Source organism: Pseudoalteromonas sp. S1612 (assembly GCF_005887175.1).
Classification (GTDB): Bacteria; Pseudomonadota; Gammaproteobacteria; order Enterobacterales; family Alteromonadaceae; genus Pseudoalteromonas; species Pseudoalteromonas undina.
Window position 1 is genome coordinate 71,492 of record NZ_PNDH01000015.1, and the last position, 26,279, is coordinate 97,770.

Consider the following 26,279-nt stretch of genomic DNA (forward strand, 5'->3'; position numbering starts at 1 on the left):
ATGCGCGAAACATCATTTACCTTAGCCCCAGAGCTGACAAGAGATTGTATTGAACTGGCCGATTGGCCTCTTTGTAAGGTATTACTACTAAATGACAGCCAATACCCATGGTTTATATTAGTTCCTAGAATAGCGGGTTTAAAAGAGATAATAGATTTAACCGAGCAGCAACAAATTACTTATTTACAGGAGTCGGCTAAGCTCAGTCATTTATTAATTGAGGTGTTTAATCCTGATAAGTTAAATGTGGCCGCGCTTGGCAATATGGTACCGCAATTACATATTCATCATATAGCGCGTTTTAAAACAGATATTGCATGGCCTGCGCCGGTATGGGGCAAGTTCCCAAGTGTCCCTTATACTAATGAGCAGATAGAGCAATTAAAAACGCATTTTTAAAATCAGAATGGGTTACTTTGAGGAGATAGTATGAAATTAATAAAACAACTCTGCACTAGTGTATTTATAGCAGCCATTGCTGTTTCAACAGTAATAGCGAGCGAGCAGCCGGTAGCTACGGATGTGGTAAATAACGTTAGCATTAAAAACTTTGCAGCACATAACAACCTGGTTTTTTCAGCAGCGCAACCGACTAAAGAGCAGTTTAAGCAATTATCGCAAGCCAAGGTAAAGCATGTTATTAATTTACGTGCAGCAGATGAGCAAGACTGGGATGAAGGCGCGTTAGTCAACTCTTTAGGAATGAGCTACCACGCAATTGAGATTGCGGGTGCAAAAGACGTAAACACTGATAATGCAAAGCAGTTAGCCAATCTTTTAGAGCAACTTAAAGGTGAGTCGGTGGTTGTTCATTGTGCAAGTAGCAACCGTGTTGGCGCGTTAATGGCTATTTCAGCCCACCAGCAAGGTACAGATATAGAGTCTGCGATTGAAATCGGTAAGCAGTGGGGAATGGCAAGCCTTGAGCCGGTTGTTCGCAAAGTGGTGAATGACAAATAAGCATACTGATAAGTAATAAAAAAGCGTTACAATGTAACGCTTTTTATTTAATTAGCTTTTGTTAATCAAGGCCAAGCACATCTTTACCTTGTTTAAAGGTCACATCTACAGGGATGTTCGCTTTGCTTAACTTTTCTAAGTCTTTAGCAAGTTCCGCTTTAATATCGCCATGAGTGGCAATGAGTTGATCTACTTTTTCGTAATCACCGTCACCTTGTAGAGTTAAAATAAGGCGCGATAATTTTGCCATGGCATCACCCATTTTATCCATGTTGATGCTGTATAGCCCATCTTCATTTTTGGAAAAAGCACCTTCTTGAGCAAAAAAGTTAAAGCGGATCATGTTTGCTTTACCATGTGCACTTGAGGCACCGAAACGTACTGAGCGGAAAATACCCGCCATAAAGGTGGTGTAGTAATCTTCTAAAGTCCCTTCAGTGATCTCACCTTTTTTAAGTAACTGTTCAACCATGTATAAACCAAGAATATCGGCTTTACCTTCTTCTAAAGCACTAGCGTGTTCTTGAAGTGATTGGCGAACGGTACCTTTACCCGTTAAGGTGTTTTTAATCCCTAAACCGTGAGCCACTTCATGGAACATGGTATTGGCAAAAAATGCATCAAAGGTAATGTGTTTGCGTTGCTCTGGCACAATTAACTGCTCTGAGATAGGCACTAAAATTTTATCAAACTTCGCACGCATTGCGTTTTTAAGCTGTAAACGACGAGTGCCTTTTTCTAATTGCACCTGCTCATCATTGGGCAAGTTAATTGCAATGGTTTTACTGCCAGCATTTGAGTGCCCAGCATAATAAACAACATCATAGGCATTTAAGTCAGCATCTGATCCTGGTACTTCTTGCTTGTATTTGCTATCGACAGGTAAGCCTTTTTGCAGCTCAGGTAAAAAGGCAGCAAATTTAGCCAGGCGTTCGCTCCATTTTAAATCTTTAATTAGTACATACGATTCATAGGCAGCACGGTAACCAAATAATTGGTCTTCGTAGTTTTCAATTGGGCCAATAACCACATCAATTGGATTATTTTTCATATCCATCCAAGCGAAGTCAGAGGCTTGGAAGTCATCGCTTTGTATTGCGTCAGCTCGTAAGTTTAGGTAGTTGGCGAATTCTTTGTCGTCGGCTAGCTTGCTGGCTTCTCTAAGTAACTCAGCAGCTTGAGCAAGCTCTACGGCATATTCTTCTGAATAAGGAGTGCTGTATAAGTTGCCTAGTTCATCACGTTTAATCAGTGAGTAAAGCCCTGTTTTATCTTTTACATCAGCGTTATTAAGCTCTTCTTTGGTGATGTCGGCTGGGTAAAAGCCTGCACCAAGCGGCTTTTCTTTATAGCCTGATAAGAATACTTCATCGCCGTTTAAGCGATCCCATGGGCCATAGTTAATATCAGCAAACTGACGTACTTTTTCATCATCTAGTTGTGCTAAAAAGTCTTGCTTATCTTTACCAAATGCTTGCTTCCAGAATAAATCATCCATAATTTTTGAAGCATCAATAAGTTTAGCTACCATAGCTTTTTGATTGTCAGACAAGTGTGATAAGTCACTTTGTAAACTAAAGTCTGTATATATGTCTAAGCGTTGACGGTCAATATTAACAAGCGCTGGCCCAGAAGGCGTTTGAGAAGCCGTTGGCGCTGAGCTTTGCGGCGTATTACTTGAAGACGGTGCTTGCTCAGAGCAGGCACTAAGAAAAACGATGCCAGAGAGCAGTATTGCTTGGCTAATTTTATTTAAGATCATTATATTGCCTTTAAAAAGTCTATTTTATAACTTGTATACTGTAAGTTAAGGTACTGAAGCGTGTTAATGTGCCTTAGCATGTTTGCATTAAAGCAAAACCCACTAGCAAATAGCAAGTATTAGGCGTTAGTGCGCATAAATCAGTGAGGCACTAGTAAATAATCAATAATTATCTACAATTTTTTCTACTTTGGGTATATGTTTAGTACTGCTAAGCTTTGAAATAATTAATAATATAAGACTTGCTGTAAAGTGTAGGTCATTAAGCAAAGGGATATTTTATGTCTACAGAAAATGCCTTACTCACAATTTTGGTTGACAGAATTAACAACGACACACTGGTGTTACCTACGTTACCAGAGGTAGCGATTAAGGTTCGTCAAGCCGCTGACAATCCAGATGTAAATTTGATGCAAATGTCAGATGCAATAGCACATGACCCAGCACTGTCTGCGCGAATGATTAAAGTAGCAAATAGTGCCATTATGGGTCGTGCTGTAAAGGTGTCTAACTTACATCAAGCAGTGACACGTATTGGCTTAAGGCAAATAAAAAATATAGCTACAGCCATGGCAATGGAGCAGCTGTTTGTATCTAATAATGAGCTAATAAAGGGATACATGGGCAAGGCGTGGCAAAAAACGCTGCATGTGGCCTCGCATTCTATTTCATTGATGGAGTTTTACTTAAAAAGAAATACTCACACTTCGCTTAACCGTGATGCCATTACACTAGCTTCATTGGTTTATAATATTGGGGTATTACCGATTTTAACTGAAGCTGAGCGACATCCAGAAGTGTTTGCCAATCCGAGTTTTTTAGCGCATGCAATTCAGCGTTTAAGCGGTAAAATTGGTGGCTCAATAATGAAAGCATGGGAATTCCCTGATGTGTTTGTAGAGGTTGCACAGCACTGGGCTGATGTTAACTATCGCTCTACTGAAGTGAGTTATATCGACTTTATTCGCATTGGTGCAATCCTTGAGGGAACCCTACAAGTATCAGATAAATCTGCGGCGCTACAAACTTATATTGATAAAGGCATTTTTCCTTCATTAGAAATGTTAGAGAGTGAGGAATACTTGCATATGGTTGAAGACGTAAAAGAAATGTTTAGCTAAATTTTTGAACAATAAAAAGCACGATACTAATCGTGCTTTTTATTTGTTTAATAAAGCTTTTACGCTAAATCGTCTGCATCACCTAAGCCTTGAGTAAGCTCTTCAAGAAGCTGTTTTATTTCCTCAGATGCAAGAATAAAGTCAGCGTCTAGTTTAACCGCCATATCTTCTTTAGGAATATCGGCATTTTCTTCTTTAAGTGTTTCGCTATAGCTTAAACGTTTAATTGAACCATCGTTTTGTAGCATAAACTTAACGCGTTCTTGCCAATCCAAGGCAAGCTTAGTTACGCGTTTACCACTTTCAAGGTGCGATTTTACTTCGTCACACGCTAAGTCATGGCCTTTAAGCTTAACTTGGGCTCCACTGTCATCCGCTTCTTCAAGCTCAGCATCAGAGCCTATAGCGAAGCCCTCTGGAGTACTAAAATTAGTAAGCCAGTCAGTTAAAAATACATCTAAATCATAGTTAGCAAACGCAGGAACAACGGGTAGCGTACCTAATGATTTACGTAGTAACGCCAGAAGCTCTTCCGCTTTATTAAAGCTTGCGCTATTAACTACAACCCAACCATTTTCCTGGTCTATGAACGCAAACTGTAGGCTCGACTTTTTAAATGCTTGTGGCAGTAGCGTGTGCAAGATGTTTTCTTTTAATTCATCTTTTTCTTTTTTCTTTACTGGTCGATTTTCTTCAGCTTCAATCTGATCAACCTTCTCTGCAACAAGCTCATTTATTACAGATGCCGGTAACACTTTCTCTTCACGCTTGGCGCAGACTAAAATGCTTTTTTGTGAAAAGTGAGACAAAGTTTCACCATGTTTACCAAATGCTTTTGTCCAGCCAAATGTTGCCAACTCTTGGCCAGTACATGGACGAAATAGATCTTGTTCTAACGCCTTGTCAAAGTCTTCTTGAGTGTACGAAACGTCTTGTTTAAAGCGATAGCATATAAGGTTACTAAACCACATAGGGAAATGATCCATTTAAAAAATTTGTGCAATCATAGCAATAAAAGCCGCTTCTAGAAACGGCTAATCGAGTTTAAAAAGTGGCAGGGGGGATGACATATTTTTAGGGAACGAAATTCGGTAATGTAACCCTTGGTTAGGTTCGCTACTGACTTCAATTTTGCCATTGAGTGTTTGTTTTACGAGGTTAAAAATAATGTGAGCACCTAGGCCACTGCCACCTTCATCACGCTTTGTGGTGAAGAATGGGTCAAATAAACGCTTAAGTTGAGCTGGTTTTAAACCGATACCATTATCTTGATAATTAATAACTAAGTCGTTTTCATCGGTATTTACATCTATGGTGATTTGACCACTATTTATATTTTCAAAGCCATGCACTAATGAATTCATAATTAAGTTAGTAAATATTTGGCTGATCACCCCAGCAGGTAAATTAATAATTAAATCATCCGGGCAGTGCAGGCGAATACTGTGGGATGTTTTTTTAATTTGCGGATGTAAAGAACGTATAACTTCATTGATGTAATCTTTAAAGTTAATGGTTCTTAGCGCCTCACTGGCTTGATCAACAGCAATTTGTTTAAAGCTGGTGATTAAGTCTGAGGCACGCTCTAAATTGTGAGAGAGTAGCTGAGCGCTTTGTGCTGCATCATTAATAAAGCCTTCCAGTGCCGAGGAAGATAGCGATTTATTTTTAAATGCAGTTTCTATTTCAGTTAAGCGCTCTTGCAAAAATGAGGTCGCGGTTACGCCAATACCAATAGGGGTATTAATTTCATGAGTGATACCAGCGACTAAACCACCTAATACTGCCATTTTTTCTGAGCCAACAAGTTGCTCTTGCGCAAAGCTTAGTTCATCGAGTGAGTTTTGTAGTTGGGTTTGTTTACTTAGCAGCTCTTGCTCTGTTTGCTTTCGTAGGTCAACTTCTTCTGTTAATACTGCTTTTTGGCGTTCGAGTTCATATTTTTGTTGCTGCAGATCGATCATAGCTTGGCTTAGGTTTGATGTTTTTCGCGCAACATCCTGTTCAAGCTGTAAGTTTTGTTGATCTAGTTTTTGATTACTTTCGATTAGGTCATTCTGGGTTTGTTTTAACTCTTTTTTATACTCAACAACTTTAGAGATCAAATTGTTAAAAGAGCGTTCCATTACTTTCAGTTCGTTATTTTCATCAGTGACAATTTTAACGTGCTGGCCATCGAGCTCTTCTAATTCAAGATATTCAATTTGCTCAGTGAGTTGTGTGAGCGGCTCAGTTAATAGCTTTCTAAATGCGATTAAAAACAAGATGATTAAAAAGGTGGTTTTAATCATGGCGTTGCCAATTAAAAAGTAAATAGAGAGCATGATGCGGCTAAAGATCACGTCGCGGCTAGAAAATAAAGTCACATCGCCTACCTGAGTGGCACGGCCTGAAAATTCAAAAATAAGCGGAAATGTATAGCCAAACAAGCCGGCTTTAGTATCCTCTACCATGACGTCTTCTTGGACAAGTTGCTGGCTGTAAAGATTATGAATGTTTAGTGCACGGCCTAATTGAGAAATAATAGCGCCGTTATCATCACGGATAATAACTCCTTCAACCATAGGTATATCAAGTAATCCTTCTGCGGTTGTTGTGGTTTGCTTTATATTTAGCTCCCAAATTGCTCGGGTTAAACTTCTACCAAATGTTTTTTGCAGTGTGCCGAGCTCATCGCGTATGTAATCTTTGGTATTAACATACTCTGCGAAGATTTGTCCGCAGGTCACCACAAAAGTCAGTATAAAGTAAACTGATAAAACTCGTGTGAGTAACTTTGTTGAGAGACTTTTTTGCGGCATGAGGGACTTGTATTTCCTTTAGTTATTCAGCTGTTAATGTACGCTTATAAACATTAGTTAATAAATCATTAAAAATAAACATATATTTTATTATATTGTTATTTTAGGCTCTTAAATAAGGATTCCCTCATGAACTTAACAATAAAGCGTAGTGTGTTAGCCAGCTTGTTTGTAAATTAGGTAGAGTTATTTTGCTAATTTGTATTGTGCATTCATGCATTTTATTGATAACGTTAGTAAAAGATACAGTAAATAACCTGCTCGCTAGTTATGTTGGTTATACTCTTTATTTTTTGCTGACTGAGCAAGCAAATTGATTTTAGCGTGGGTTTAGGTGTTTTATATGAGTTTAATTAAATAGTCATTATGGTGCGTTTTTCTATTTTAGTCTGTGATGACTCAACCGTTGCTCGTAAACAAGTGGTCCGCTGTTTAAATGAGTGCATAGATGCCGATATTCAACAGGCAAAAAATGGTAAGGAAGCCTTGGAGCAGTTGCATCATGGGCAGTTTGATCTTCTATGCCTCGATTTAACCATGCCTGAAGTGGATGGTATTGAAGTACTTGAGCAAGTTAAAGCAAATAAAATAGAAACTTATGTATTGGTAATTTCTGCTGACATTCAACAAAAAATGCGAGAGCGGGTAGCGCAACTTGGTGCAATTGATTTCATTCATAAACCGATTAATAAAATACAACTTAACGACGTTTTGCATAAGTTTGGCATTTATTAATAAAATTCATGATGAAAAAGACTGTTTTATCTTCTAATTTAGGGTTGACAGAATAGCCTTTGTTAAGGCAGTCTTAAGCTTATGAAAACATTTAGTCTTGTAACGACCATTATTATTACAACCACCATTCTTACTGGATAGTGGCATAGGTCGGTGCAACAAATTTAAAGGCCTGTGTTCACTTAGAACACAGGCCTTTTTTCGTTTTATGGAATGAGGAAACATAAAAAATGCGCGTTTTAAAATTTGGTGGCTCATCGCTCGCTGACTTTGCCTGCTTAGAGCAAGTAGCTGCTCTAGCTAAGGCACAATTAAAAGATGAAATGTTACTGGTGCTTTCAGCGCCTGGCGGTATGACAGATTCGCTTGTTGCGTTGGCTAGTGCCGCAGAGCAGGGGCAGGATTTCAACCCGTTGTGGGATGCACTTGTTACCCGCTGCAATGCTTTAAAAGCGGCTGTAGAGGAAAGACAAGGAACAGTTCAAAACTGGCCGGACTTTAACGAATTGAAAAATAAGCTTGATGGGGTTGCACTAATTAAGTGTTGCCCAGATAAAATCAGGGCTTTTATTATTAGCTTTGGTGAACGTGTTAGCGTATCGCTAATGCAAAGCCTACTAGCCGATCATAACGCGCATTATTTACAAGCAACAGACTGTATTGTTTCAACGGGTGGACACATAGACGCTGAAGCCGATTTAGTCGCCAGTAAAGCCCGTTTTCAAGCGGTACTAAAAGAGTCGCCAGCAACGGTTTACATTATGCCTGGCTTTACTGCAAGTAATAATAAAGGTGAGCTCACAACACTTGGTCGAAATGGCTCTGATTATTCAGCGGCGATTGCTGCAGCGTGTTTAGAGGCGCAAGTGTGCCAAATATGGACTGACGTTGATGGTGTATACAGCGCCGATCCGCGTTATATCAAAAAAGCTACTAAGGTTGATTTCCTATCTTACAAAGAGGCGATGGAGCTTTCTTATTTTGGCGCTAAAGTGTTGCACCCTAAAACTATCCTACCGTGTGCAAAAGCTGGAGTGCCATGCGAAATTAAAAACACTCATAACCCAGATGCGCAAGGCTCACTAATTAGTAACGATACGGTATCTGATGAACCAGTAAAAGCACTCTCAAGCCTACAAAACTTAGCTATGTTGACCGTTTCGGGCCCTGGTATGAAGGGCAAAGTGGGCATGGCATCGAAAGTATTTAATGCATTAGCGCATGATAACGTGTCAATCGTACTGATCACTCAATCATCATGTGAATTTAGCATCAGTTTTTGTGTTCATGAAAGTGATTTAAATCTAGCGTTGAATGCGTTGCAAGTGGCCTTTGACTTAGAGTCAAAAGCAGGCTTAATTGAGCCGGTAAATGTGCAACGTAATTTAGCAATTGTAACGCTAGTGGGCGATAACATGCGCGCACATAAAGGCTTAGCTGCTAAGTTTTTTGCATCGCTTGCTCAAGCACAAGTAAACATTGTTGCCATAGCGCAAGATTCAACTGAAAGCGCTATTTCTGCGGTTATTGATGGTGAGTTGTGTAATGACGCGGTTAAAATCTGTCATGAAAACTTTTTCACTCATGTGCCTTCAATCGATGTGTTTTTATTGGGATGTGGCTTAGTCGGTCAAGAGCTAATAAACCAGCTTGAACGTCAACAAGCATGGCTTGAAAAGCGTAATATTAAATTAAACCTATACGGTGTGGCTAATTCTCGTCAATTACACCTTGATGGTGAAGGCATTGCTTTTGATGATTGGCAACAAAAACTAACGCAATCAGAGCAAGCATTTGATTTAAAATTAGTAGAACAGTTTGTTAAGCAAAATCACTTGGTTAACCCTGTGCTAGTTGATTGTACTTCATCAGATGCCTTGGCTTCGCAATACGTCGATTTTTTAAATGCGGGTTTCCACGTTGTGGCCGCTAACAAAAAAGCGACGACTAGTTCATATACTTATTACCAAGACTTAATTGCAGCAACGCATAAAAATAACCGTAAATTTTTATACGAAACTAACGTAGGTGCGGGTTTGCCTGTAATTGATAACTTGCAATCACTCTTTGGTGCTGGCGATGAATTACTTGAATTTAGTGGTATTTTATCTGGCTCACTTTCGTACATGTTTGGTGCCCTTGAAGATGGTTTATCACTCTCTGAAGCAACAATTAAAGCGAAAGAAAGTGGCTTTACTGAACCCGATCCTCGCGATGACTTATCGGGAACAGACGTAGCACGTAAACTACTTATCATTGCCCGCGAAGCAGGTATGAAATTGGAGCTTAGCGACATAGAAGTGGAGTCTGTACTACCACAAGGCTTCGCCCAAGGTGACAATGTTGATGAGTTTATGGCAAAGCTACCAAGTCTGGATGCTGACTTTAACGACCGTATTCAAAGTGCAGCGAGTGAAGGTAAAGTACTTCGCTATGTAGGCACAATTAAAAATGGCCACTGTAAAGTAGGTATTGAAGCGGTAGATTCATCACATGCATTAAGTGTAATTCGTGATGGTGAAAATGCGCTGGCTATTTTAAGCCAATACTACCAACCACGTCCGTTTGTTATCCGTGGTTATGGCGCAGGCTCTGCAGTAACAGCTGCGGGTGTATTTGCCGATATTCTTAAAACACTATCACGCTAGGGGGCGGTTATGATTGAAGTTTATGCGCCAGCCTCCATTGGTAATTTTACGGTTGGTTTTGACTCCCTCGGTGCGGCGTTAGCCCCGATTGATGGCAGCTTGCTGGGGGATGTGGTTACTATATGTGAAGCGCCTCGTGATGAGTTTATTTGTAGTGGCGAATACGCCCATAAACTCCCAAGCGATGCGAATGAAAACTTAGCGTATCAATGTTTAGTGCATTTTCGTACACATGTAGCACCGAATATGCCAGCCGTAAAATTAGAGTTGAAGAAAAACCTGCCTATAGGGTCTGGGTTAGGCTCAAGTGCTTGCTCTGTTGTTGCGGCATTTGCAGCGCTGGATAAGTTTTCTCAAACTAATTTAAGCCAAGTTGAGTTAATAGAGCTAATGGCCGATTTTGAGGGCTTGGTAAGCGGTGGACGTCATTATGACAATATCACTCCTTGTTATCTTGGTGGCTTACAATTAACGGGCGACTTAATTCCAAATAAATCAATAGCGTTACCTGTTGATGAAAACTGGTATTACGTTGCCGCATTTCCTGGCTTTTCGCTCAATACCGCAAAGGCACGCTCTGTTTTACCAAAAGAGCTAAGTATGCATGCGGGGGTTGAGTTTGCGCAGCGATTATCGGCTTTTAGCAGTTTATTACTGACTTCACGTTTTGATGAGGCGCTTTGTATTATGCAAGACAATATTGCTGAACCACATCGTGCGCCACTAATAAATGGTTTTGATCAAGCCAAACTTAGTTTGCCAGAACTCGGTGCTGAAGTTGTGAGTATTTCAGGCGCAGGGCCGACCTTGTTTAGTGTATGTAAAACGCTTGAAGCGGCAGAGCAATGCGCGCAGTGGCTAGAGGAAAATTACATCAACGAGCAAGGTTTTTGCCATATTTGTAAATTAGATAACGACGGCACGCGTCAATTAAATGTTTTATAGGATCAAGAGTCATGCAATTACATAATTTAAAAGAATATTCACAAAAAGTGTCGTTTGTTGAAGCTGTAAAAACAGGCCTGGGGCGTAATCAAGGGGTGTTTTTCCCAGAGTCGTTAGCGCCACTTAGCGATATTGATGCGTTACTCGATATGGACTTTGTAACTCGTAGCGGCAAAATTTTATCGCACCTTATTGGTGACGAGCTACCAAGTGATACTGTTGCCCAGATGGTTAAGAATGCGTTTAACTTTCCGGTTAAGCTGGTGGAAGTTGAAGACAATACCTATTGCTTAGAGTTATTCCATGGCCCAACACTGGCATTTAAAGATTTTGGTGGCCGTTTTATGGCCGAGTGCTTAGCGCAATTTAATCAAGGCGAAAAAGTCACTATTTTAACTGCAACATCCGGTGATACCGGTGCCGCTGTCGCGCATGCTTTTTATAATAAGCCAAATATTGATGTGGTTATTTTATACCCTAAGGGCAAAATTTCACTCGCTCAGCAAAAGCTATTTACTACTCTCGGTGACAATATTCATTGTTACGCGATTGAAGGCAGTTTTGATGATTGCCAGGAGTTGGTGAAGAAATCATTTTTAGATGAAGAGTTAAAAGCAAAACTTGGTTTAAATTCAGCAAATTCAATCAATATTAGCCGCTTAGTTGCGCAAGTTTGTTATTACTTTGAGGCCATTGCACAGTTGCCAAAAGAAAAGCGTGCTACAGCGCATATTTCAGTACCCAGTGGTAATTTTGGTAATGTGTGTGCAGCTATGATTGGTGCTGTTATTGGTATGCCTGTAGGTAAACTAAGCGCGACTACAAACCAAAATGATACTGTGCCACGTTATATGCTTGATAAACAGTGGACGCCCAATGCCACTATTGAGTCACTGTCTAATGCTATGGATGTCAGTAAACCTAATAACTGGCCGCGAGTACAAACTATGCTAGATAATAACTGGTTTAGTTATGACAATTTTTATTCTGTTAGTGTGGATGAGCAAAACACAAAATCAGTGATGAAAAAAATTCAACAGCTTGGCTATATTGCAGAGCCTCATACCGCGATTGCCTACCAAGGGCTTGTTGAAAATAAAGCAACAGATGCAGCAGGTATCTTTTTAGCGACTGCACACCCAGCTAAATTTAAAGAAAGCGTTGAAGAGGTACTAAATACCGAAATAGCCATGCCAAAACCGCTAGCAGATGCGCTTGCAAAACCATGTTTAGCCATTGATATGCACAATGATTACGACGATTTACGCAGCGAACTATTTGCTAAGCTAGGTTAAAATAACACATTAAGAAAAGCGGCTCATGCCGCTTTTTTTGTTTGTTTATACATCGCTTTAGATATAACGCATAAGCTAAATAAATGTAATAAATCAAATTCATTTAAAATTGTTATTAGTTTATAAAAAAATATCATCATCAAAATGCTGTGAAATAGTTTCAATCCCTGTTTAAATATCCTCAACTTAAGAGCGTAGGCAAAGAGTCGTTTTAAGCGTACAATAAAGCCTGTAAAAAATACCCATACACGTTGCCCAGGAGACCCCAATGTTAGAACGTAGCATGAATATTTCGGACTTTGATCCAGAGTTATTTGACGCGATGAGCAAAGAAACATCACGTCAAGAAGAGCACATTGAGTTAATTGCATCTGAAAACTACTGTAGCCCACGCGTACTAGAAGCGCAGGGTTCTCAACTTACTAACAAATATGCTGAAGGCTACCCGGGCAAACGTTACTACGGTGGCTGTGAGCACGTTGATGTGGTTGAGCAGTTAGCGATTGACCGCGCAAATGAATTATTTGGTACAGATTACGCAAACGTGCAACCACATGCGGGTTCACAAGCGAATGCCGCTGTTTTCCAAGCACTATTAAGCCCACTTGATACTGTTTTAGGTATGAGCCTAGCGCACGGTGGTCACTTAACACATGGCTCACACGTAAACTTCTCAGGTAAAACATACAACGCAATTCAGTATGGCCTTAACGAAGAAACTGGCGAAATTGATTACGCACAAGTTGAAGCGTTAGCACTTGAGCACAAACCAAAAATGATTATTGCGGGTTTTTCTGCTTATTCAGGTATTGTTGATTGGGCTAAGTTCCGTGAAATTGCAGACAAAGTAGGTGCATACTTATTTGTTGATATGGCGCACGTTGCAGGGTTAATTGCTGCGGGTGTTTACCCAAGCCCTGTGCCATTTGCTCACGTTGTAACAACCACAACACATAAAACATTAGCCGGCCCTCGCGGTGGTTTAATCATTTCTGCGTGTGGCGATGAAGATATTTATAAAAAGCTAAACAGCGCTGTTTTCCCAGGTGGCCAAGGTGGTCCTTTATGTCATGTTATTGCTGCTAAAGCGGTGGCATTTAAAGAAGCACTTCAACCTGAATTTAAAACATACCAAGCTCAAGTTGTTAAAAATGCTCAAGCAATGGTTGCAGTATTACAAGAGCGCGGCTACAAAGTAGTATCAGGTAAAACTGACAACCACTTATTCTTACTTGATTTAATCGATAAAGATATCACAGGTAAAGATGCAGATGCTGCCCTAGGTAATGCGAATATCACGGTTAACAAAAACTCAGTACCGAACGATCCTCGTTCACCATTTGTTACTTCTGGTTTGCGTATTGGTTCACCAGCAATCACTCGTCGCGGCTTTAAAGAAGCAGAGTCAAAAGAGTTAGCTGGCTGGATCTGTGACGTGCTAGACAACATCGAAGATGAGTCAGTACAAACGCAAGTAAAAGAAAAAGTGAAAGCAATTTGTGCAAAATTACCTGTTTACGCTTAATCCAAGAGTAAAATAGTAATTTAGATCACAACTGCACACATTTTTGTTATGATAATGGCCGCTATGATAGCGGCCATTTTTTGTTTTTAAAACGGAAACACACAGTTATGCATTGCCCATTTTGCACCGCCAAAGATACTAAAGTTATTGATTCTCGCCTTGTCGGCGGGGGACACCAAGTACGTAGACGTCGTGAATGTAATGAATGCCACGAACGATTTACCACCTTTGAAGGGGCTGAATTAGTGATGCCACGGGTCATCAAGCAAGATGGCAGCCGCGAACCGTTCAATGAAGATAAGTTACTAAATGGCTTAACTCGCGCCCTCGAAAAACGCCCCGTAAGCACAGAGCAAGTTGATGAAGTGGTTAATATTATTAAGTCGCAGTTACGCGCCACTGGCGAACGCGAAGTGTCTAGCCATTTGGTGGGTGAGTGCATTATGGAAGCGCTTAAAAAGTTAGATAAAGTGGCCTATGTAAGATTTGCCTCAGTGTATCGCTCGTTTGAAGATATACGCGAATTTGGTGAAGAAATAGCCCGCTTAGGAGAGTAGTAATGAGCATGCAAAGTTCGTTTTCAGAGGATGATAAACGCTACATGGCTCGCGCTATTGAACTGGCAAAAAAAGGGCGCTTTACCACCACTCCTAATCCTAATGTTGGCTGCGTACTCGTAAAGAATAATAAAGTAATAGGTGAAGGGTTTCATCAGTTAGCGGGTCAAGGTCACGCTGAGGTAAACGCACTGGCTATGGCTGGCGAAAATGCCAAAGGCGCAACCGCTTATGTAACCCTAGAGCCTTGCAGTCATTATGGTCGCACACCGCCTTGCGCTGAAGGGCTAAAGGCCGCGGGTGTGAAAAAAGTGATTGCTGCTATGGTTGACAGCAACCCGCAAGTTGCAGGCAAAGGTCTGAAAATTTTAGCGGATGCTGGTATAGAAGTTGCTCACGGATTACTTGAAGAGCAAGCTCGCGCATTAAACCTTGGGTTTTTTAAGCGCATGGAGCAGGGATTACCCTTTGTGACTTGCAAAATGGCCGCCAGTATAGATGGTAAAACGGCGCTTAAAAACGGGCAAAGTAAATGGATAACTGGCCCCGCAGCGCGCCAAGATGTGCAACTATACCGAGCACAAAGCTGTGCAATTTTAACCGGTGCCGATACGGTATTAATGGATGATGCAAAATTAAATGTGCGCCCAGAAGAGTTACCGTATTCTTTACCAACTGATTTACCACTGCGCCAACCGGTTCGCGTTGTTATTGACTCACAAAATAGACTTACCCCTGATCTTGCCTTATTTTCAATTCAAAGTGAGGTGATAATATTTACCACCAAGGTTGATAAATCGCATCAGTGGCCTCATTTTGTTAAACAGATTGAAGTACCTGAAAATAATAATAAAGTAGATTTACTGGCCGTGTTAAACACGCTTGCCCAATTGCAGTTTAATAATGTGTGGCTAGAGGCCGGAGCAACACTGGCCGGTAAAATGACAGAACTTGATTTAATTGATGAGTTTGTTTTTTACATTGCTCCTAAATTAATGGGCAGCGATGCTAAAAGTTTACTAAATTTCCCAGAGTTAATGAGTATGCAAAATACCATTAATTTAACTTTTAATGAGTGTGTGCCAATCGGTGATGATTTACGTATCACAGCACTAAAAAAAGCTCATTAATCATTTTATATAAAGAGTAGCACTATGTTTACTGGAATAGTTGAAGCGACAGGTAAAATTGCGTTATTACAAAAAAAACAAGGTGATTTAGCTATTCGTATCCAAAGTAAAAACCTTGATATGAGTGATGTTAAGTTAGGTGACAGTATTGCAACCAATGGTGTGTGCCTCACGGTCGTTGATAAGCATGTAGATGGCTTTAGTGCTGACTTATCAAATGAAACGATTAGCTTAACAGGGTTTGCACATTACGCTTTAGGGCAAACAGTTAACTTAGAAAAGGCGATGCAACCTGTATCGCGCCTAGGGGGGCATTTAGTGTCTGGTCATGTTGATGGTATTGCCACTATCACAGCAATTAATACCAATGCGCGAGCAACAGAATATTGGTTAGCCACCGACGAAAATTTAATGAAATACATTCCTTATAAAGGGTCTGTGTGTATTGATGGTATTAGCTTAACGGTCAATGCAGTTGAAGGTAATAAATTTAAACTGACAATTGTGCCCCACACCAGCGGGCAAACGACCATAGCCGATTTTCAAGTCGGTACCAAAGTGAATCTAGAGGTCGACCAAATAGCACGTTATTTAGAGCGCCTTGTAAAGGGAGCTGAGCATCCTACTGGTTCAGATATTTCGATGAGCTTACTCGCTAAAGCGGGCTTTATAAAATAACGATATTGACAACTTATACGAGCAACTTATGAATTTAAACAGCGCACAAGAAATAATAGATGACATTAAAGCCGGTAAAATGGTTATTTTAATGGACGATGAAGACAGAGAAAATGAAGGCGATTTAATTATTGCTGCTGAGCACATAAGTGCAGAAGCAATTAACTTTATGGCGACTCATGGCCGTGGGTTAATTTGTTTAACCATGACCCAAGAGCGTTGCTCGCAACTTGATTTACCGCTGATGGTTAAAAATAACGGTGCTGCATTCTCGACCAACTTTACTATGTCTATTGAAGCATCAAAAGGGGTTACGACGGGGATTTCTGCAGCGGATCGTGCTCGTACTGTTCAAGCTGCCATTGCTAAAGGCGCAGTACCAAGTGATATTGTACAGCCTGGGCATATTTTCCCTATTATGGCGCAACCTGGCGGCGTATTGACGCGCGCAGGGCACACTGAAGCTGGCTGTGATTTAGCGCGTTTAGCGGGGCTTGAGCCGTCATCAGTGATTGTAGAAATTCTAAATGAAGATGGCACCATGGCGCGCCGCCCTGATTTAGAAGTATTTGCTAAGCAACATGATATTAAAATTGGCACCATTGCTGATTTAATCGAATACCGTAACTTAAATGAAACCACTATTGAGCAAGTTGCAAAATGTAAATTGCCAACTGAGCATGGCGAATTTGACTTAGTAACTTACAAAGACACCATTGACGGGCAGTTGCACTATGCATTGCTTAAAGGTGAAATAAAACAACAAGAACCAACGTTAGTGCGAGTGCACTTACAAAGTACCTTTAACGATATTTTACTCTCTGATCGTAATGCTGATCGTAGTTGGGGATTATCGCAAGCAATGGCGTATATAGCTGAGCATAATGGCGCTTTAGTCATCTTAGGTAAGCAAGAAAGCACTGACGAATTAGAAGCGACTGTTAAAGCATTCGCTGCAGCTGATGCTGGCGAGAGTGTAACGCCACGCAAATTCCAAGGTACTTCACGTACCGTAGGTGTAGGCTCGCAAATTTTGGCTGATTTAGGTATCCAAAAAATGCGTTTGATGAGTTTACCGAAAAAATATCATGCATTATCAGGCTTCCATTTAGAAGTTGTTGATTACGTAGAGCCACAATAATTACACGCTAGGCTATTATTTTATTTATGTGGTATAATGCGCAGCAATTTTTGCGCAACCGAAATCGCTTAAACTTATTTTTAGGGTTATCAAATGAAAATTATTGAAGGTAATAAATACGCTCCAGGCAAAAAGTTTGCCATTGTCATTTCTCGTTTCAATGACTTTATTGGTAGTAGCTTGCTTGCAGGTGCTGTTGATGAGCTAAAACGTACTGGTGGAGTATCAGAAGATGATATTACCGTAATTTACGTACCAGGTGCGGTTGAATTACCTTTAGCAGCGAAACGCGTTGCAGCAAAAAAAGAATATGATGCAATTATCGCCTTAGGTGTAGTGATCAGAGGGGGCACGCCTCACTTTGATCTCGTCGCTGGCGAGTCAAATAAAGGGCTTGCACAAGTATCACTTGAGTATGATATCCCGGTTGCATTTGGCGTATTAACCACTGAAAGCATTGAGCAAGCAATTGAGCGCGCAGGTACCAAAATGGGTAACAAAGGCGGCGAAGCTGCTTTAGGTGCGCTTGAAATGGTTAATGTGTTAGATAAAATTTAAGTTTAAGGAATTTTTGTGAAACCAGCAGCAAGACGTAAAGCACGTATCTTAGCACTTCAAGCCGTGTATTCATGGCAATTAAGCGGCAATGCAATTGCCGATATCGAACAACAAATGTTGATCGAAAACGATGTGACTAAAATTGATGTTGAATATTTTAAAGATTTAGCGCGTGGAGTTGCAGTAAACCACAAGCAACTAGACGAAGCTGTATCGCCTCATTTAACTCGTCCATTTGATGAATTAGACGAAGTTGAACGTGCAATCTTACGTTTAAGCAGCTACGAGCTTAAATTTCGTGAAGACGTTCCTTACAAAGTGGCTATCAATGAAAGTATTGAATTAGCTAAAATGTTTGGCGCTGAAGATAGCCATAAATTTGTAAACGGTGTACTTGATAAAGCTGTAAAACAGTTACGCAAGTAATAACAACTTTAGCTGATTTTTATCATCAGATGAGTTGTTATAAATAACCGTTAAAAAGGAGAGCCGGCATAGGCCGGCTTTTTTGTGTATGAAGGAATTTGAATTAATTAATCGTTACTTTAAAGGTCGTGGCATTACTCGTCGCGATGTTAATTTAGGGATTGGAGATGACTGTGCGCTTGTCACAGTTCCAGCGAACTGTCAGCTTGCTGTAACCACAGATACCTTAGTTGCTGGGGTGCATTTTTTTCATGATATCTCCCCTCGCGCATTAGGGCATCGAGCTCTTGCTGTTAATTTAAGTGATTTAGCTGCCATGGGCGCAGAGCCTACTTGGGTGTCGGTTGCACTTACGTTACCTAGTATCGATCCACAATGGATTGCTGAGCTGACTGATGGCATGCATGAAATTGCTGAGTACTTTAACGTTCAGATCATTGGTGGTGATACCACTCAAGGTCCACTTAGTATTACTATTTGTGCAAAAGGTACAGTTCCTGAAGGCACAGCATTACGTAGAAGTGGTGCAAAAGTGGGGGATTGGATTTTTGTAACCGGTCCGCTTGGTGATGCTGGGTTGGCGATTGAATCGAAAAAACAAGGCTTATCGATTGCACCTGAACACTTAAAAGATATTAATAAACGTTTAAATTTCCCCACGCCACGTGTAGCTGCTGGGCAAGCGTTACGAGGCTTGGCATCGTCGGCCATTGATATTTCCGATGGGTTACTAGCCGACTTAGGGCATGTGCTAAATTTATCACAAGTTAGTGCCACCATTAATATTGAAAATGTCCCCACCTCAGATGCCATGCAAGCGAGTCTTGATTTTGAGCAGCGACTTCCTTTTGTTCTTAACTATGGCGATGACTACGAGTTATTGTATACCGTTGCTGATAGTAACAAGAGTATGCTAGATATTAAGCTGCGCCAATACGGTGTAGAGGCAAGCTGTATTGGGCAAATAAAAAGTGGTGACGGCAATATAGAGTTATTACACCAAGGTGAGAAGTTTGCTTTTGAACATAAAGGTTTTGAGCACTTTTCCAAGGAGCAGGTTTGAATAAAAACCGATTATTTAATTTAAAACGCCCACATCAATTTTTTGGCTTGGGTTTTGGTACTGGGCTTGCACCAAAAGCACCTGGTACATTTGGCACATTGGCAGCATTACCGTTTATTTTTATTACCATGCATTTTCCGCTATGGTTACAAATTGTATTTGCAGTAGTCATAAGTATCTTTGGTATTTGGGCATGTGGAAAAACAGCCGATGACCTTCAAGTACATGATCATCCCGCAATTGTTTGGGACGAAGTTGCTGGTTACTATATTACTATGATTGGCGCAGCACTTAACTGGCAAACATTACTGGTTGGCTTTTTACTGTTTCGCTTTTTTGATATAGCAAAGCCAGGGCCGATTCGCATACTCGATAAACGTGCCCATGGTGGGTTTGGTATTATGGCCGATGATGTACTTGCAGGTATTTTTTCGCTTATTTGTTTGCAAGCATTGATAAAAGTAGGTTTACTACCCTTTTAATTTATTATTTGTTTAACTAGGTGGCAGCACTATGATGCGATTTTTATTGGTTTGTGTACTTATGCTATGTGCCATGCCAAGTACGGCTTCAATTACTGATTACGTAGTTAAACAATGGAATATCAAAGACGGCTTACCCTCACAATCCCTAAAAAGTGTAGTACAAGATAACCAAGGCTATATGTGGCTTGGCACTCAATTTGGATTAAGCCGTTTTGATGGCAATACCTTCACTAATTATAATACCCAAAATAGTCTATTTTTACCCAGCAATGGTATTAATAAATTATTGATCGATGGCGAAGGATTATTGTGGGTAGGCACTAAAAATGGCCTTGTGGTCATTGACCCTGAAAAGCTAACCGCACAAGAGTTTAATATTAAAGGCCCTGTAAGAGATATTCTTGAAGATTCTCAAGGCAGTATCTGGATAGCAGCTAATGGGCTCTATTATATAGACAGAGGCCAAATAGAACTGCGCGACCAACTAAATAACCCTAGTCCTATTGTAAACGCCACAGCTATCACTCAAATTGTGGGATCGGTCAGTAAAATGGCGCTTTCACCTGAGGGAATTTGGCTGGTTAACGACCGTAATTTATTACGTTTAACGCAAAGCTCGTCTGACTTTTCTAAATTACGCTTAGAACTAACTGCTAAAGTGGCTCTGCCTGATCGTTTAGCGCAAACCATTGTTCACGATCTATCGTTTTTAAATGGTAATTTGTACCTAGCTTCTGAGTTAGGGGCTTATTTTTTAGATTTAGATGACGAGCTACGTCCGTTTCCACTTCCCAATGCTAATAACTCAGCTGTGTATAAGTTTATGAGCGATGGTAATGGCGGCTTGTGGATATCAACCTATGGACGTTTATTATTTAGAGCTAAATCTAATGATTGGCAGTGGGTTGAACCCAGCCAATTAGATCAGAGTATTTGGTTTGCCGATATATTTAGAGATGATGAAAATAACATATGGCTAGCGAGTTTTAGTGAAGGGTTATGGCTTGCTCACGAAGGGCGAATAGAGCGCCATTCAGCCATTTCTAAAATGACCGAAGCGGTGATGGCGATTAGTAAATCACCTGATGGTAAATTATGGATTGCCAATAAAAGTGGCATTGGTTATTTTGATGCCGATAAAACCTTTATCAATGTTATCAATAGTGCCAAGTATGGAAATGCCTCGGTACATGACCTGCAATTTGATGGCGATCGCCTTTATGTTGCTACTGGCAGAGGCTTGTTTTTCTATGAGTCGAATACCTTATATAGTTTCCCTGCTCGTGCTTTGAGCGATAACCCTGTTTTTGCAATTAGCACTTCAACTAAAGGCGGCTTTTGGGTAGGCACCGGACGAGGGTTATATCGTCTAAATTATAATGGCTTAAACCCTTTTGCGTACAATGCGTTCTTAGGTAGTAAGTTTGTTACTTATGTTCTAGATAAACCAAATTTTGGCGTGATTGGTACCAGTAAAGGCGCGTATTACTTTACTGAACGCGGGATAGAAAAAATAGGTGACCAAACCACCTTAGAAAGTGCGTACGTTACTAGCATTTTACACATTAAAGGCGTAGGTATTTTAATTGGTTCGTTGAATGATGGTTTGTTTTATCGCAGTGGACAAGGGCAATGGCAGCAACTAGACGCCGCCAATGGACTGCCATATGGTTCTATATTCAGCTTAGAATACGATGACACCTCAAAGCGAATTTGGGTAAGCACCATGAAAGGGGTTTACCGTATGCCTGTTGAGCAATTTAAAGCCAACATCGAAAGCCTAAAAGTAGAAGAAGTGATCTCTTCATTTGACCGTCAGCTCGATGGTAAAGCCAGCCAATGCTGTAATGGTTTAGGCCATGATGCGGTGGTTGATATGGATAACTCTATTTGGTATCCCAGTTTGCAAGGCGTTGTAGAAATTCCTAAAGACGTAGAGTTATTTGGATTACGCTCACTTAAACCAACTATAGAAACCTTAACGACGCCATCACGAAAGCTCGCAGCAGCTGCTTTAGGCGAAAAACCAGTTCTTGAGACCGATGAGCGTGATGTGACACTTACCTATACCGCGATTGATTATTACGCTCCGGCAAGTATTGAGTTTAGATATAAACTCAATGGACTTGATAACGATTGGCGCTATGCAAATACCCGCAGAGAAGCAATTTATACAAATTTACCCGCCGGTATGTTTTTATTTGAATTAGAAACTAAACGCCAAGGTGAGGATTGGGGTAAAGCGCAATCAGCAGAATATGCGTTTATTGTTCCAGAGCGATTTGGTGAAACTATCTACTTTAGGTTACTGATCACCAGTGGTTTTGTGTTGCTGTTTTATTTAGTGTTTTGGGTCTTTAAAGTTCAAGAGCGACGCAAGCAACAAGTACTCGAAGGGCTTATTACTGAACGAACCCTAGAGCTTCGCCAAGCGAATGATAAATTAAACCAAGTAAATTCTCAGCTTAAACTTGTTAGTCACTCTGATGAGCTAACTGGGCTGAGAAGTCGTCGTTTCTTGTTTGATCAACTACCAAAAGATATTGAGCATTTTCAGCGGAACTCGCAGTCATTGCAGGCTCAAGGTAAATCTTTGGTGTTGTTAATTATTAATCTAGATAACTTTAGCCGCATTAACGATGCTTATGGTCCTATTGCTGGAGATAGTTGTTTACAACAAGTAGCGGCGTTACTTAACTCGCGTACTCAAGGTTCTGATTATGTTGCCCGTTGGAGTGGTGATGAGTTTTTACTGTTGTTGCGCGATTTTAAGTGTAATTTAATCGACAGCTATGTATCTGAATTATGCCAAGCTATTGCCGATTATACTTTTCAGCTTCCTAACGGTGAAACAACCAATATAACAGCGTCAGTGGGTTGGTCTTTCTATCCGCTACCCCTGTTAGGTGGGCAAGTTATTAGTTGGGAAACATCGATTAATTTAGCTGACATCGCGTTACATCAAGTTAAAAAACGCGGCGGCGATGGCGTCGCTAATATTACTTTTGACGAGCAACTAGACGCATTTGAGTTTGAGCAAAACCCCAATGTTGAACAGCAAATTGGTTTGTTACAAAGTAATGGCTTAGCCGATATTAAGGTATGGATGCGCTAGAGATTATAAGTGAGCAACAAAAAAGGAGCCAAAGGCTCCTTTTTATTAAACACTATAAGTATTAGCTCATAAATGCTTTAATTGAAGTTAATATGCCTTGCTCACCTAACCCCATTTCATCGTGCATTTGCTGTTGCGTACCGTGTTTAATAAATTCATCCGGTATACCCAAGTTAAGTATTTTTACAGTCGCTTTTTGGGTAGCTAAATACTCATTAACCGCCGAACCTGCACCACCAGAAATTGCATTATCTTCAAGTGTTACAATGATATCGTGGTTAGCGACAAGTTCATCAATTAAACCAGAATCAAGTGGTTTAATAAATCGCATATTAACTAAAGTGGCATTGAGCTCATCTGAGGCTAATTGGGCGTTTTCAAGCAAGGTACCAAATGACAATATAGCTACTTTAGCACCTTGTTTAATTACGTTAGCTTTACCAATTTCGAGCTGTTGCATAGCGCTTTGAATGTCTGCTGTGCCCGCACTGCCACGCGGGTAACGCACAGCTACTGGGCAATTGGCTTGATAGCCAGTGTATAGCATTTGACGGCATTCGTTAGTATCGCTAGGTGCCATAATAACCATGTTAGGAATACAGCGCATAAAGCTTAGGTCATAGGCGCCTTGGTGAGTTTCACCATCGGCTCCGACAATACCTGCGCGGTCAATAGCAAATAATACCGGTAGGTTTTGCAATGCAACGTCGTGAATTAGTTGATCATACGCACGTTGTAAAAAGCTAGAGTAGATAGCCACAACGGGTTTTAACCCTTCACAGGCAAAACCTGCAGCAAGGGTTACAGCGTGCTGCTCAGCAATTGCCACATCAAAATATTGTTCAGGGTGTTCTTTAGAAAAACGCACCATCCCCGAACCTTCTCGCATCGCAGGGGTAATTGCCATCAATTTGCTGTCTTGCTCTGCCATATCGCAAAGCCAATCACCAAATACATTTGAGAAAGTAGCCGCACTTGGCTTAGATTTTGGTAAACTTGAAGTTGCAGGATCAAATTTTGGTACGCCATGATAACCAATCGGATCGGCTTCTGCGGGCTTGTAACCTTTGCCTTTTTGGGTTTTTATATGTAAAAGTTGTGGGCCTTTTAAGTTACGCATGTTACGCAGCGTATCAACCAGCATGTTCACATCATGGCCATCAATTGGACCAATGTAATTTAGGCCTAATTCTTCAAAAAAAGTACCCGGGATCATCATCCCTTTAATGTGTTCTTCCATACGGCTGGCAAGTTCTTTTACCGGCGGTACACCAGAAAGAAGCTTTTTACTGCCTTCGCGGATGTTGGTATAAAAGCTACCTGATAAAATACGCGCAAAATGATTGGTTAACGCGCCGACGTTTTCAGAAATCGACATTTCGTTATCGTTCAAAATAATCAACATATCTGATTTAACATCACCTAAGTGATTCATCGCCTCAAAGGCCATACCTGCGGTAATTGCGCCATCGCCTATCACCGCCACGGTTTTACGACCTTTGCCTTCTTTTTGCGCAGCAATAGACATACCCAGCGCCGCTGAAATAGAGGTGCTTGAATGGCCAACACTAAACGTATCGTATTCACTTTCGTCTCTAAATGGAAATGGGTGCAATCCATCTTTTTGGCGAATGGTGTGCATTTGATCACGACGTCCCGTTAGTATTTTATGTGGGTAGGCTTGATGACCTACATCCCAAACTAAACGGTCGTCGGGAGTGTTGTACACATAATGTAATGCAACGGTAAGTTCTACGGTACCTAAACCAGACGCTAAATGGCCGCTACTTTGCGATACTGAATTGAGTAAGTAATCACGCAATTCATGGCTAAATGCAGGAAGCTTATCTTGTGCTAAGTCTCGCAAGTGGGCTGGTTCGTTCACCAAATTAAGTAATGGATACTTGCTGCTATCAAGTGTCATGGTTTTTTATATATCCTTCGCTAATATTAACTTCCCTCAAAAAAGCTAAGTTTAAGAGGTGGCTTAATATTTAGTAATAATTTTGTTCTAAGATTTAATACGTTTTAGCCATGTTTAATGGTCACGTTCAATTAAATAGTTTGCCAATGCCGCTAAGCTGGTCGTGTCTGCGTCAATATTGGCTAACGCCTCATGGGCTTGTTGTATCAAATTTAGTGCTTTTTGCTTAGCACCTAGCATACCTAATAAAGCCGGGTATGTCGCTTTATTCGCAGCAATATCTGACCCTTGAGGCTTACCTAAAGTCAGTGTGTCGCCCTCAACATCTAAAATATCGTCATGAACCTGAAAGGCCAGCCCGATAGCATACCCAAAAGTAGATAAGTTATCTAAAGTGTGTTGGCTAATATTAGGGGCACAAAGTGCGCCCAAAGTAATCGCACAATTTATTAATGCGCCTGTTTTAAGTTTATGAATACGTTCTAATTCATCAACCGTAATAACTTTATCTGTTGCTGCAATATCGCGGCCTTGCCCGGCAACCATTCCTTGCAAGCCTGAAGCATGTGCTAATTCAGCAATCATTTTTAACTGAGCTTCTGTTGAGCATTTAAATGTGTGCTTAGCAATAAGCTCAAACGCTAAGGTTTGCAGTGCGTCACCTGCTAAAATAGCTTGTGCTTCACCATAGACAATATGACATGTAGGACGGCCACGACGTAAATCATCGTCATCCATAGCGGGTAAATCGTCATGCACTAATGAATAACTATGAATGCATTCTATCGCTGCTGCCAGCACATCTAAATCACGTTTTTCAGCACCGAGCATTTTGCCTGTGGTATAAACCAAAAAAGGGCGTAATCTTTTCCCGCCATTCATTAGACTATAATGTGTGGCTTCTTTTATGGTGTTGTCGCTTTCAAGAGGTTGTTCGAAATAAAGGTTGAGTGTATTGGCTACATCATCTTGAGCGAGCTTTATTTGTTCTTTTATGCTCACAATTATTCCAAATCGTTATCAAATTGAGTAAGCGGTGCTTTTTCGTCATTACCCATTAATATCGACACCTTTTGCTCGGCTTGTTGAAGTTTACCGGAAGACGCACTGGCTAATGCAATGCCGCGCTCAAATTGCTTTAAAGACTGTTCAAGCGATAAATCACCTTGTTCCATTTCACTGACAATTGTTGTTAATTCTTCTAGTGCTTGTTCGAAACTTAAATTTTCAGGTTTTTTAGTCGCCATCTTTATTTTCAACTTACATAATAAATTTAGACGCCAATTTTAGGGGGAATGCTAAACTAGGTCAAAGAATGTTATGTTTTTTTGATAGATAAATTCTGTTAATTGGGTTTTACTGCGCTTCAGCGTTATTTTTTAAATTATAAATTCTGATTAGTTAGATTGA

General features: G+C 40.5%; 23 protein-coding genes. 17 read left to right on the forward strand and 6 right to left on the reverse strand.

The window, feature by feature from the left end; genetic code table 11:
- Together CWB78_RS06790 and CWB78_RS06795 are read left to right on the forward strand one after the other, a co-directional pair.
- Entirely contained in the window at positions 1–399 is a 399-nt protein-coding gene (locus tag CWB78_RS06790) for an HIT domain-containing protein (protein WP_010390912.1), read from the forward strand.
- Positions 400–429: 30 nt separating this feature from the next.
- Positions 430–960 carry a phosphatase domain-containing putative toxin gene (locus CWB78_RS06795; RefSeq protein ID WP_010390914.1) on the forward strand — a complete coding sequence of 177 codons (531 nt, stop codon included), beginning with the start codon at positions 430–432 and terminating at the stop codon, positions 958–960.
- Between the two features lie 61 nt (positions 961–1,021).
- On the opposite strand, the gene CWB78_RS06800 is transcribed toward CWB78_RS06795, so the two are convergent.
- Positions 1,022–2,722, reverse strand: a complete 1,701-nt coding sequence (locus CWB78_RS06800) for a DUF8614 domain-containing protein (RefSeq protein WP_055012822.1) — start codon at positions 2,720–2,722, stop codon at positions 1,022–1,024.
- A 281-nt stretch (positions 2,723–3,003) separates the two neighbouring features.
- Here CWB78_RS06800 and CWB78_RS06805 point away from each other — a divergent pair, with 281 nt between their 5' ends.
- Complete coding sequence (locus tag CWB78_RS06805) at positions 3,004–3,843, forward strand: HDOD domain-containing protein (RefSeq protein WP_010390918.1); 840 nt, start codon at positions 3,004–3,006, stop codon at positions 3,841–3,843.
- A gap of 59 nt (positions 3,844–3,902) precedes the next feature.
- Here the strand turns inward: CWB78_RS06805 and rdgC are convergent, their stop codons facing one another.
- Together rdgC and CWB78_RS06815 are read right to left on the reverse strand one after the other, a co-directional pair.
- The gene (rdgC, locus tag CWB78_RS06810; protein ID WP_010390919.1) at positions 3,903–4,814 is read right to left on the reverse strand and encodes a recombination-associated protein RdgC; all 912 of its coding nucleotides are present in this window, start codon (positions 4,812–4,814) and stop codon (positions 3,903–3,905) included.
- A gap of 63 nt (positions 4,815–4,877) precedes the next feature.
- Complete coding sequence (locus tag CWB78_RS06815) at positions 4,878–6,644, reverse strand: sensor histidine kinase (protein WP_138594794.1); 1,767 nt, start codon at positions 6,642–6,644, stop codon at positions 4,878–4,880.
- A gap of 366 nt (positions 6,645–7,010) precedes the next feature.
- On the opposite strand from CWB78_RS06815, the gene CWB78_RS06820 reads away from it, so the two are divergent.
- The 14 genes from CWB78_RS06820 (at position 7,011) to CWB78_RS06885 (ending at position 22,945) form a co-directional block, all read left to right on the forward strand.
- Complete coding sequence (locus tag CWB78_RS06820) at positions 7,011–7,379, forward strand: response regulator (protein ID WP_010390921.1); 369 nt, start codon at positions 7,011–7,013, stop codon at positions 7,377–7,379.
- 230 nt (positions 7,380–7,609) lie between these two features.
- On the forward strand, positions 7,610–10,027 hold the full coding sequence (gene thrA / locus CWB78_RS06825) for a bifunctional aspartate kinase/homoserine dehydrogenase I (RefSeq protein WP_138594796.1): 2,418 nt from the start codon (positions 7,610–7,612) through the stop codon (positions 10,025–10,027).
- Positions 10,028–10,036: 9 nt separating this feature from the next.
- Positions 10,037–10,972 (forward strand): homoserine kinase, encoded by a 936-nt coding sequence (gene thrB, locus CWB78_RS06830; protein WP_075170370.1) that lies wholly within the window; start codon positions 10,037–10,039, stop codon positions 10,970–10,972.
- 11 nt (positions 10,973–10,983) lie between these two features.
- Entirely contained in the window at positions 10,984–12,267 is a 1,284-nt protein-coding gene (gene thrC / locus CWB78_RS06835) for a threonine synthase (protein ID WP_138594798.1), read from the forward strand.
- Positions 12,268–12,535: 268 nt separating this feature from the next.
- The gene (glyA, locus tag CWB78_RS06840) at positions 12,536–13,792 is read left to right on the forward strand and encodes a serine hydroxymethyltransferase (RefSeq protein ID WP_054202208.1); all 1,257 of its coding nucleotides are present in this window, start codon (positions 12,536–12,538) and stop codon (positions 13,790–13,792) included.
- A 107-nt stretch (positions 13,793–13,899) separates the two neighbouring features.
- Entirely contained in the window at positions 13,900–14,349 is a 450-nt protein-coding gene (nrdR, locus tag CWB78_RS06845) for a transcriptional regulator NrdR (RefSeq protein WP_010390928.1), read from the forward strand.
- Positions 14,350–14,351: 2 nt separating this feature from the next.
- Complete coding sequence (gene ribD, locus CWB78_RS06850) at positions 14,352–15,479, forward strand: bifunctional diaminohydroxyphosphoribosylaminopyrimidine deaminase/5-amino-6-(5-phosphoribosylamino)uracil reductase RibD (RefSeq protein WP_138594800.1); 1,128 nt, start codon at positions 14,352–14,354, stop codon at positions 15,477–15,479.
- Between the two features lie 24 nt (positions 15,480–15,503).
- Complete coding sequence (locus tag CWB78_RS06855; RefSeq protein WP_138594802.1) at positions 15,504–16,157, forward strand: riboflavin synthase; 654 nt, start codon at positions 15,504–15,506, stop codon at positions 16,155–16,157.
- 28 nt (positions 16,158–16,185) lie between these two features.
- Complete coding sequence (gene ribBA / locus CWB78_RS06860; RefSeq protein WP_010390933.1) at positions 16,186–17,298, forward strand: bifunctional 3,4-dihydroxy-2-butanone-4-phosphate synthase/GTP cyclohydrolase II; 1,113 nt, start codon at positions 16,186–16,188, stop codon at positions 17,296–17,298.
- A gap of 93 nt (positions 17,299–17,391) precedes the next feature.
- Positions 17,392–17,856: a 6,7-dimethyl-8-ribityllumazine synthase gene (gene ribH / locus CWB78_RS06865; protein WP_008110216.1), complete on the forward strand. Its 465-nt coding sequence runs from the start codon at positions 17,392–17,394 to the stop codon at positions 17,854–17,856.
- Between the two features lie 15 nt (positions 17,857–17,871).
- Positions 17,872–18,282 carry a transcription antitermination factor NusB gene (gene nusB / locus CWB78_RS06870; protein ID WP_010390936.1) on the forward strand — a complete coding sequence of 137 codons (411 nt, stop codon included), beginning with the start codon at positions 17,872–17,874 and terminating at the stop codon, positions 18,280–18,282.
- An 88-nt stretch (positions 18,283–18,370) separates the two neighbouring features.
- Complete coding sequence (gene thiL / locus CWB78_RS06875; protein ID WP_010390938.1) at positions 18,371–19,345, forward strand: thiamine-phosphate kinase; 975 nt, start codon at positions 18,371–18,373, stop codon at positions 19,343–19,345.
- Positions 19,342–19,827, forward strand: a complete 486-nt coding sequence (locus tag CWB78_RS06880; RefSeq protein WP_008110211.1) for a phosphatidylglycerophosphatase A family protein — start codon at positions 19,342–19,344, stop codon at positions 19,825–19,827. The genes thiL and CWB78_RS06880 overlap by 4 nt, the downstream gene beginning before the upstream one ends.
- 31 nt (positions 19,828–19,858) lie before the next feature.
- The gene (locus CWB78_RS06885) at positions 19,859–22,945 is read left to right on the forward strand and encodes a ligand-binding sensor domain-containing diguanylate cyclase (RefSeq protein ID WP_054202204.1); all 3,087 of its coding nucleotides are present in this window, start codon (positions 19,859–19,861) and stop codon (positions 22,943–22,945) included.
- A gap of 61 nt (positions 22,946–23,006) precedes the next feature.
- On the opposite strand, the gene dxs is transcribed toward CWB78_RS06885, so the two are convergent.
- The 3 genes from dxs to xseB all read right to left on the reverse strand — a co-directional run bounded on the left by dxs (position 23,007) and on the right by xseB (position 26,116).
- On the reverse strand, positions 23,007–24,869 hold the full coding sequence (gene dxs / locus CWB78_RS06890; protein ID WP_055012818.1) for a 1-deoxy-D-xylulose-5-phosphate synthase: 1,863 nt from the start codon (positions 24,867–24,869) through the stop codon (positions 23,007–23,009).
- Positions 24,870–24,983: 114 nt separating this feature from the next.
- Positions 24,984–25,871 carry a (2E,6E)-farnesyl diphosphate synthase gene (gene ispA / locus CWB78_RS06895; protein WP_008110206.1) on the reverse strand — a complete coding sequence of 296 codons (888 nt, stop codon included), beginning with the start codon at positions 25,869–25,871 and terminating at the stop codon, positions 24,984–24,986.
- A gap of 2 nt (positions 25,872–25,873) precedes the next feature.
- Positions 25,874–26,116 (reverse strand): exodeoxyribonuclease VII small subunit, encoded by a 243-nt coding sequence (xseB, locus tag CWB78_RS06900; protein ID WP_010390946.1) that lies wholly within the window; start codon positions 26,114–26,116, stop codon positions 25,874–25,876.
- Positions 26,117–26,279 lie beyond the last annotated feature (163 nt).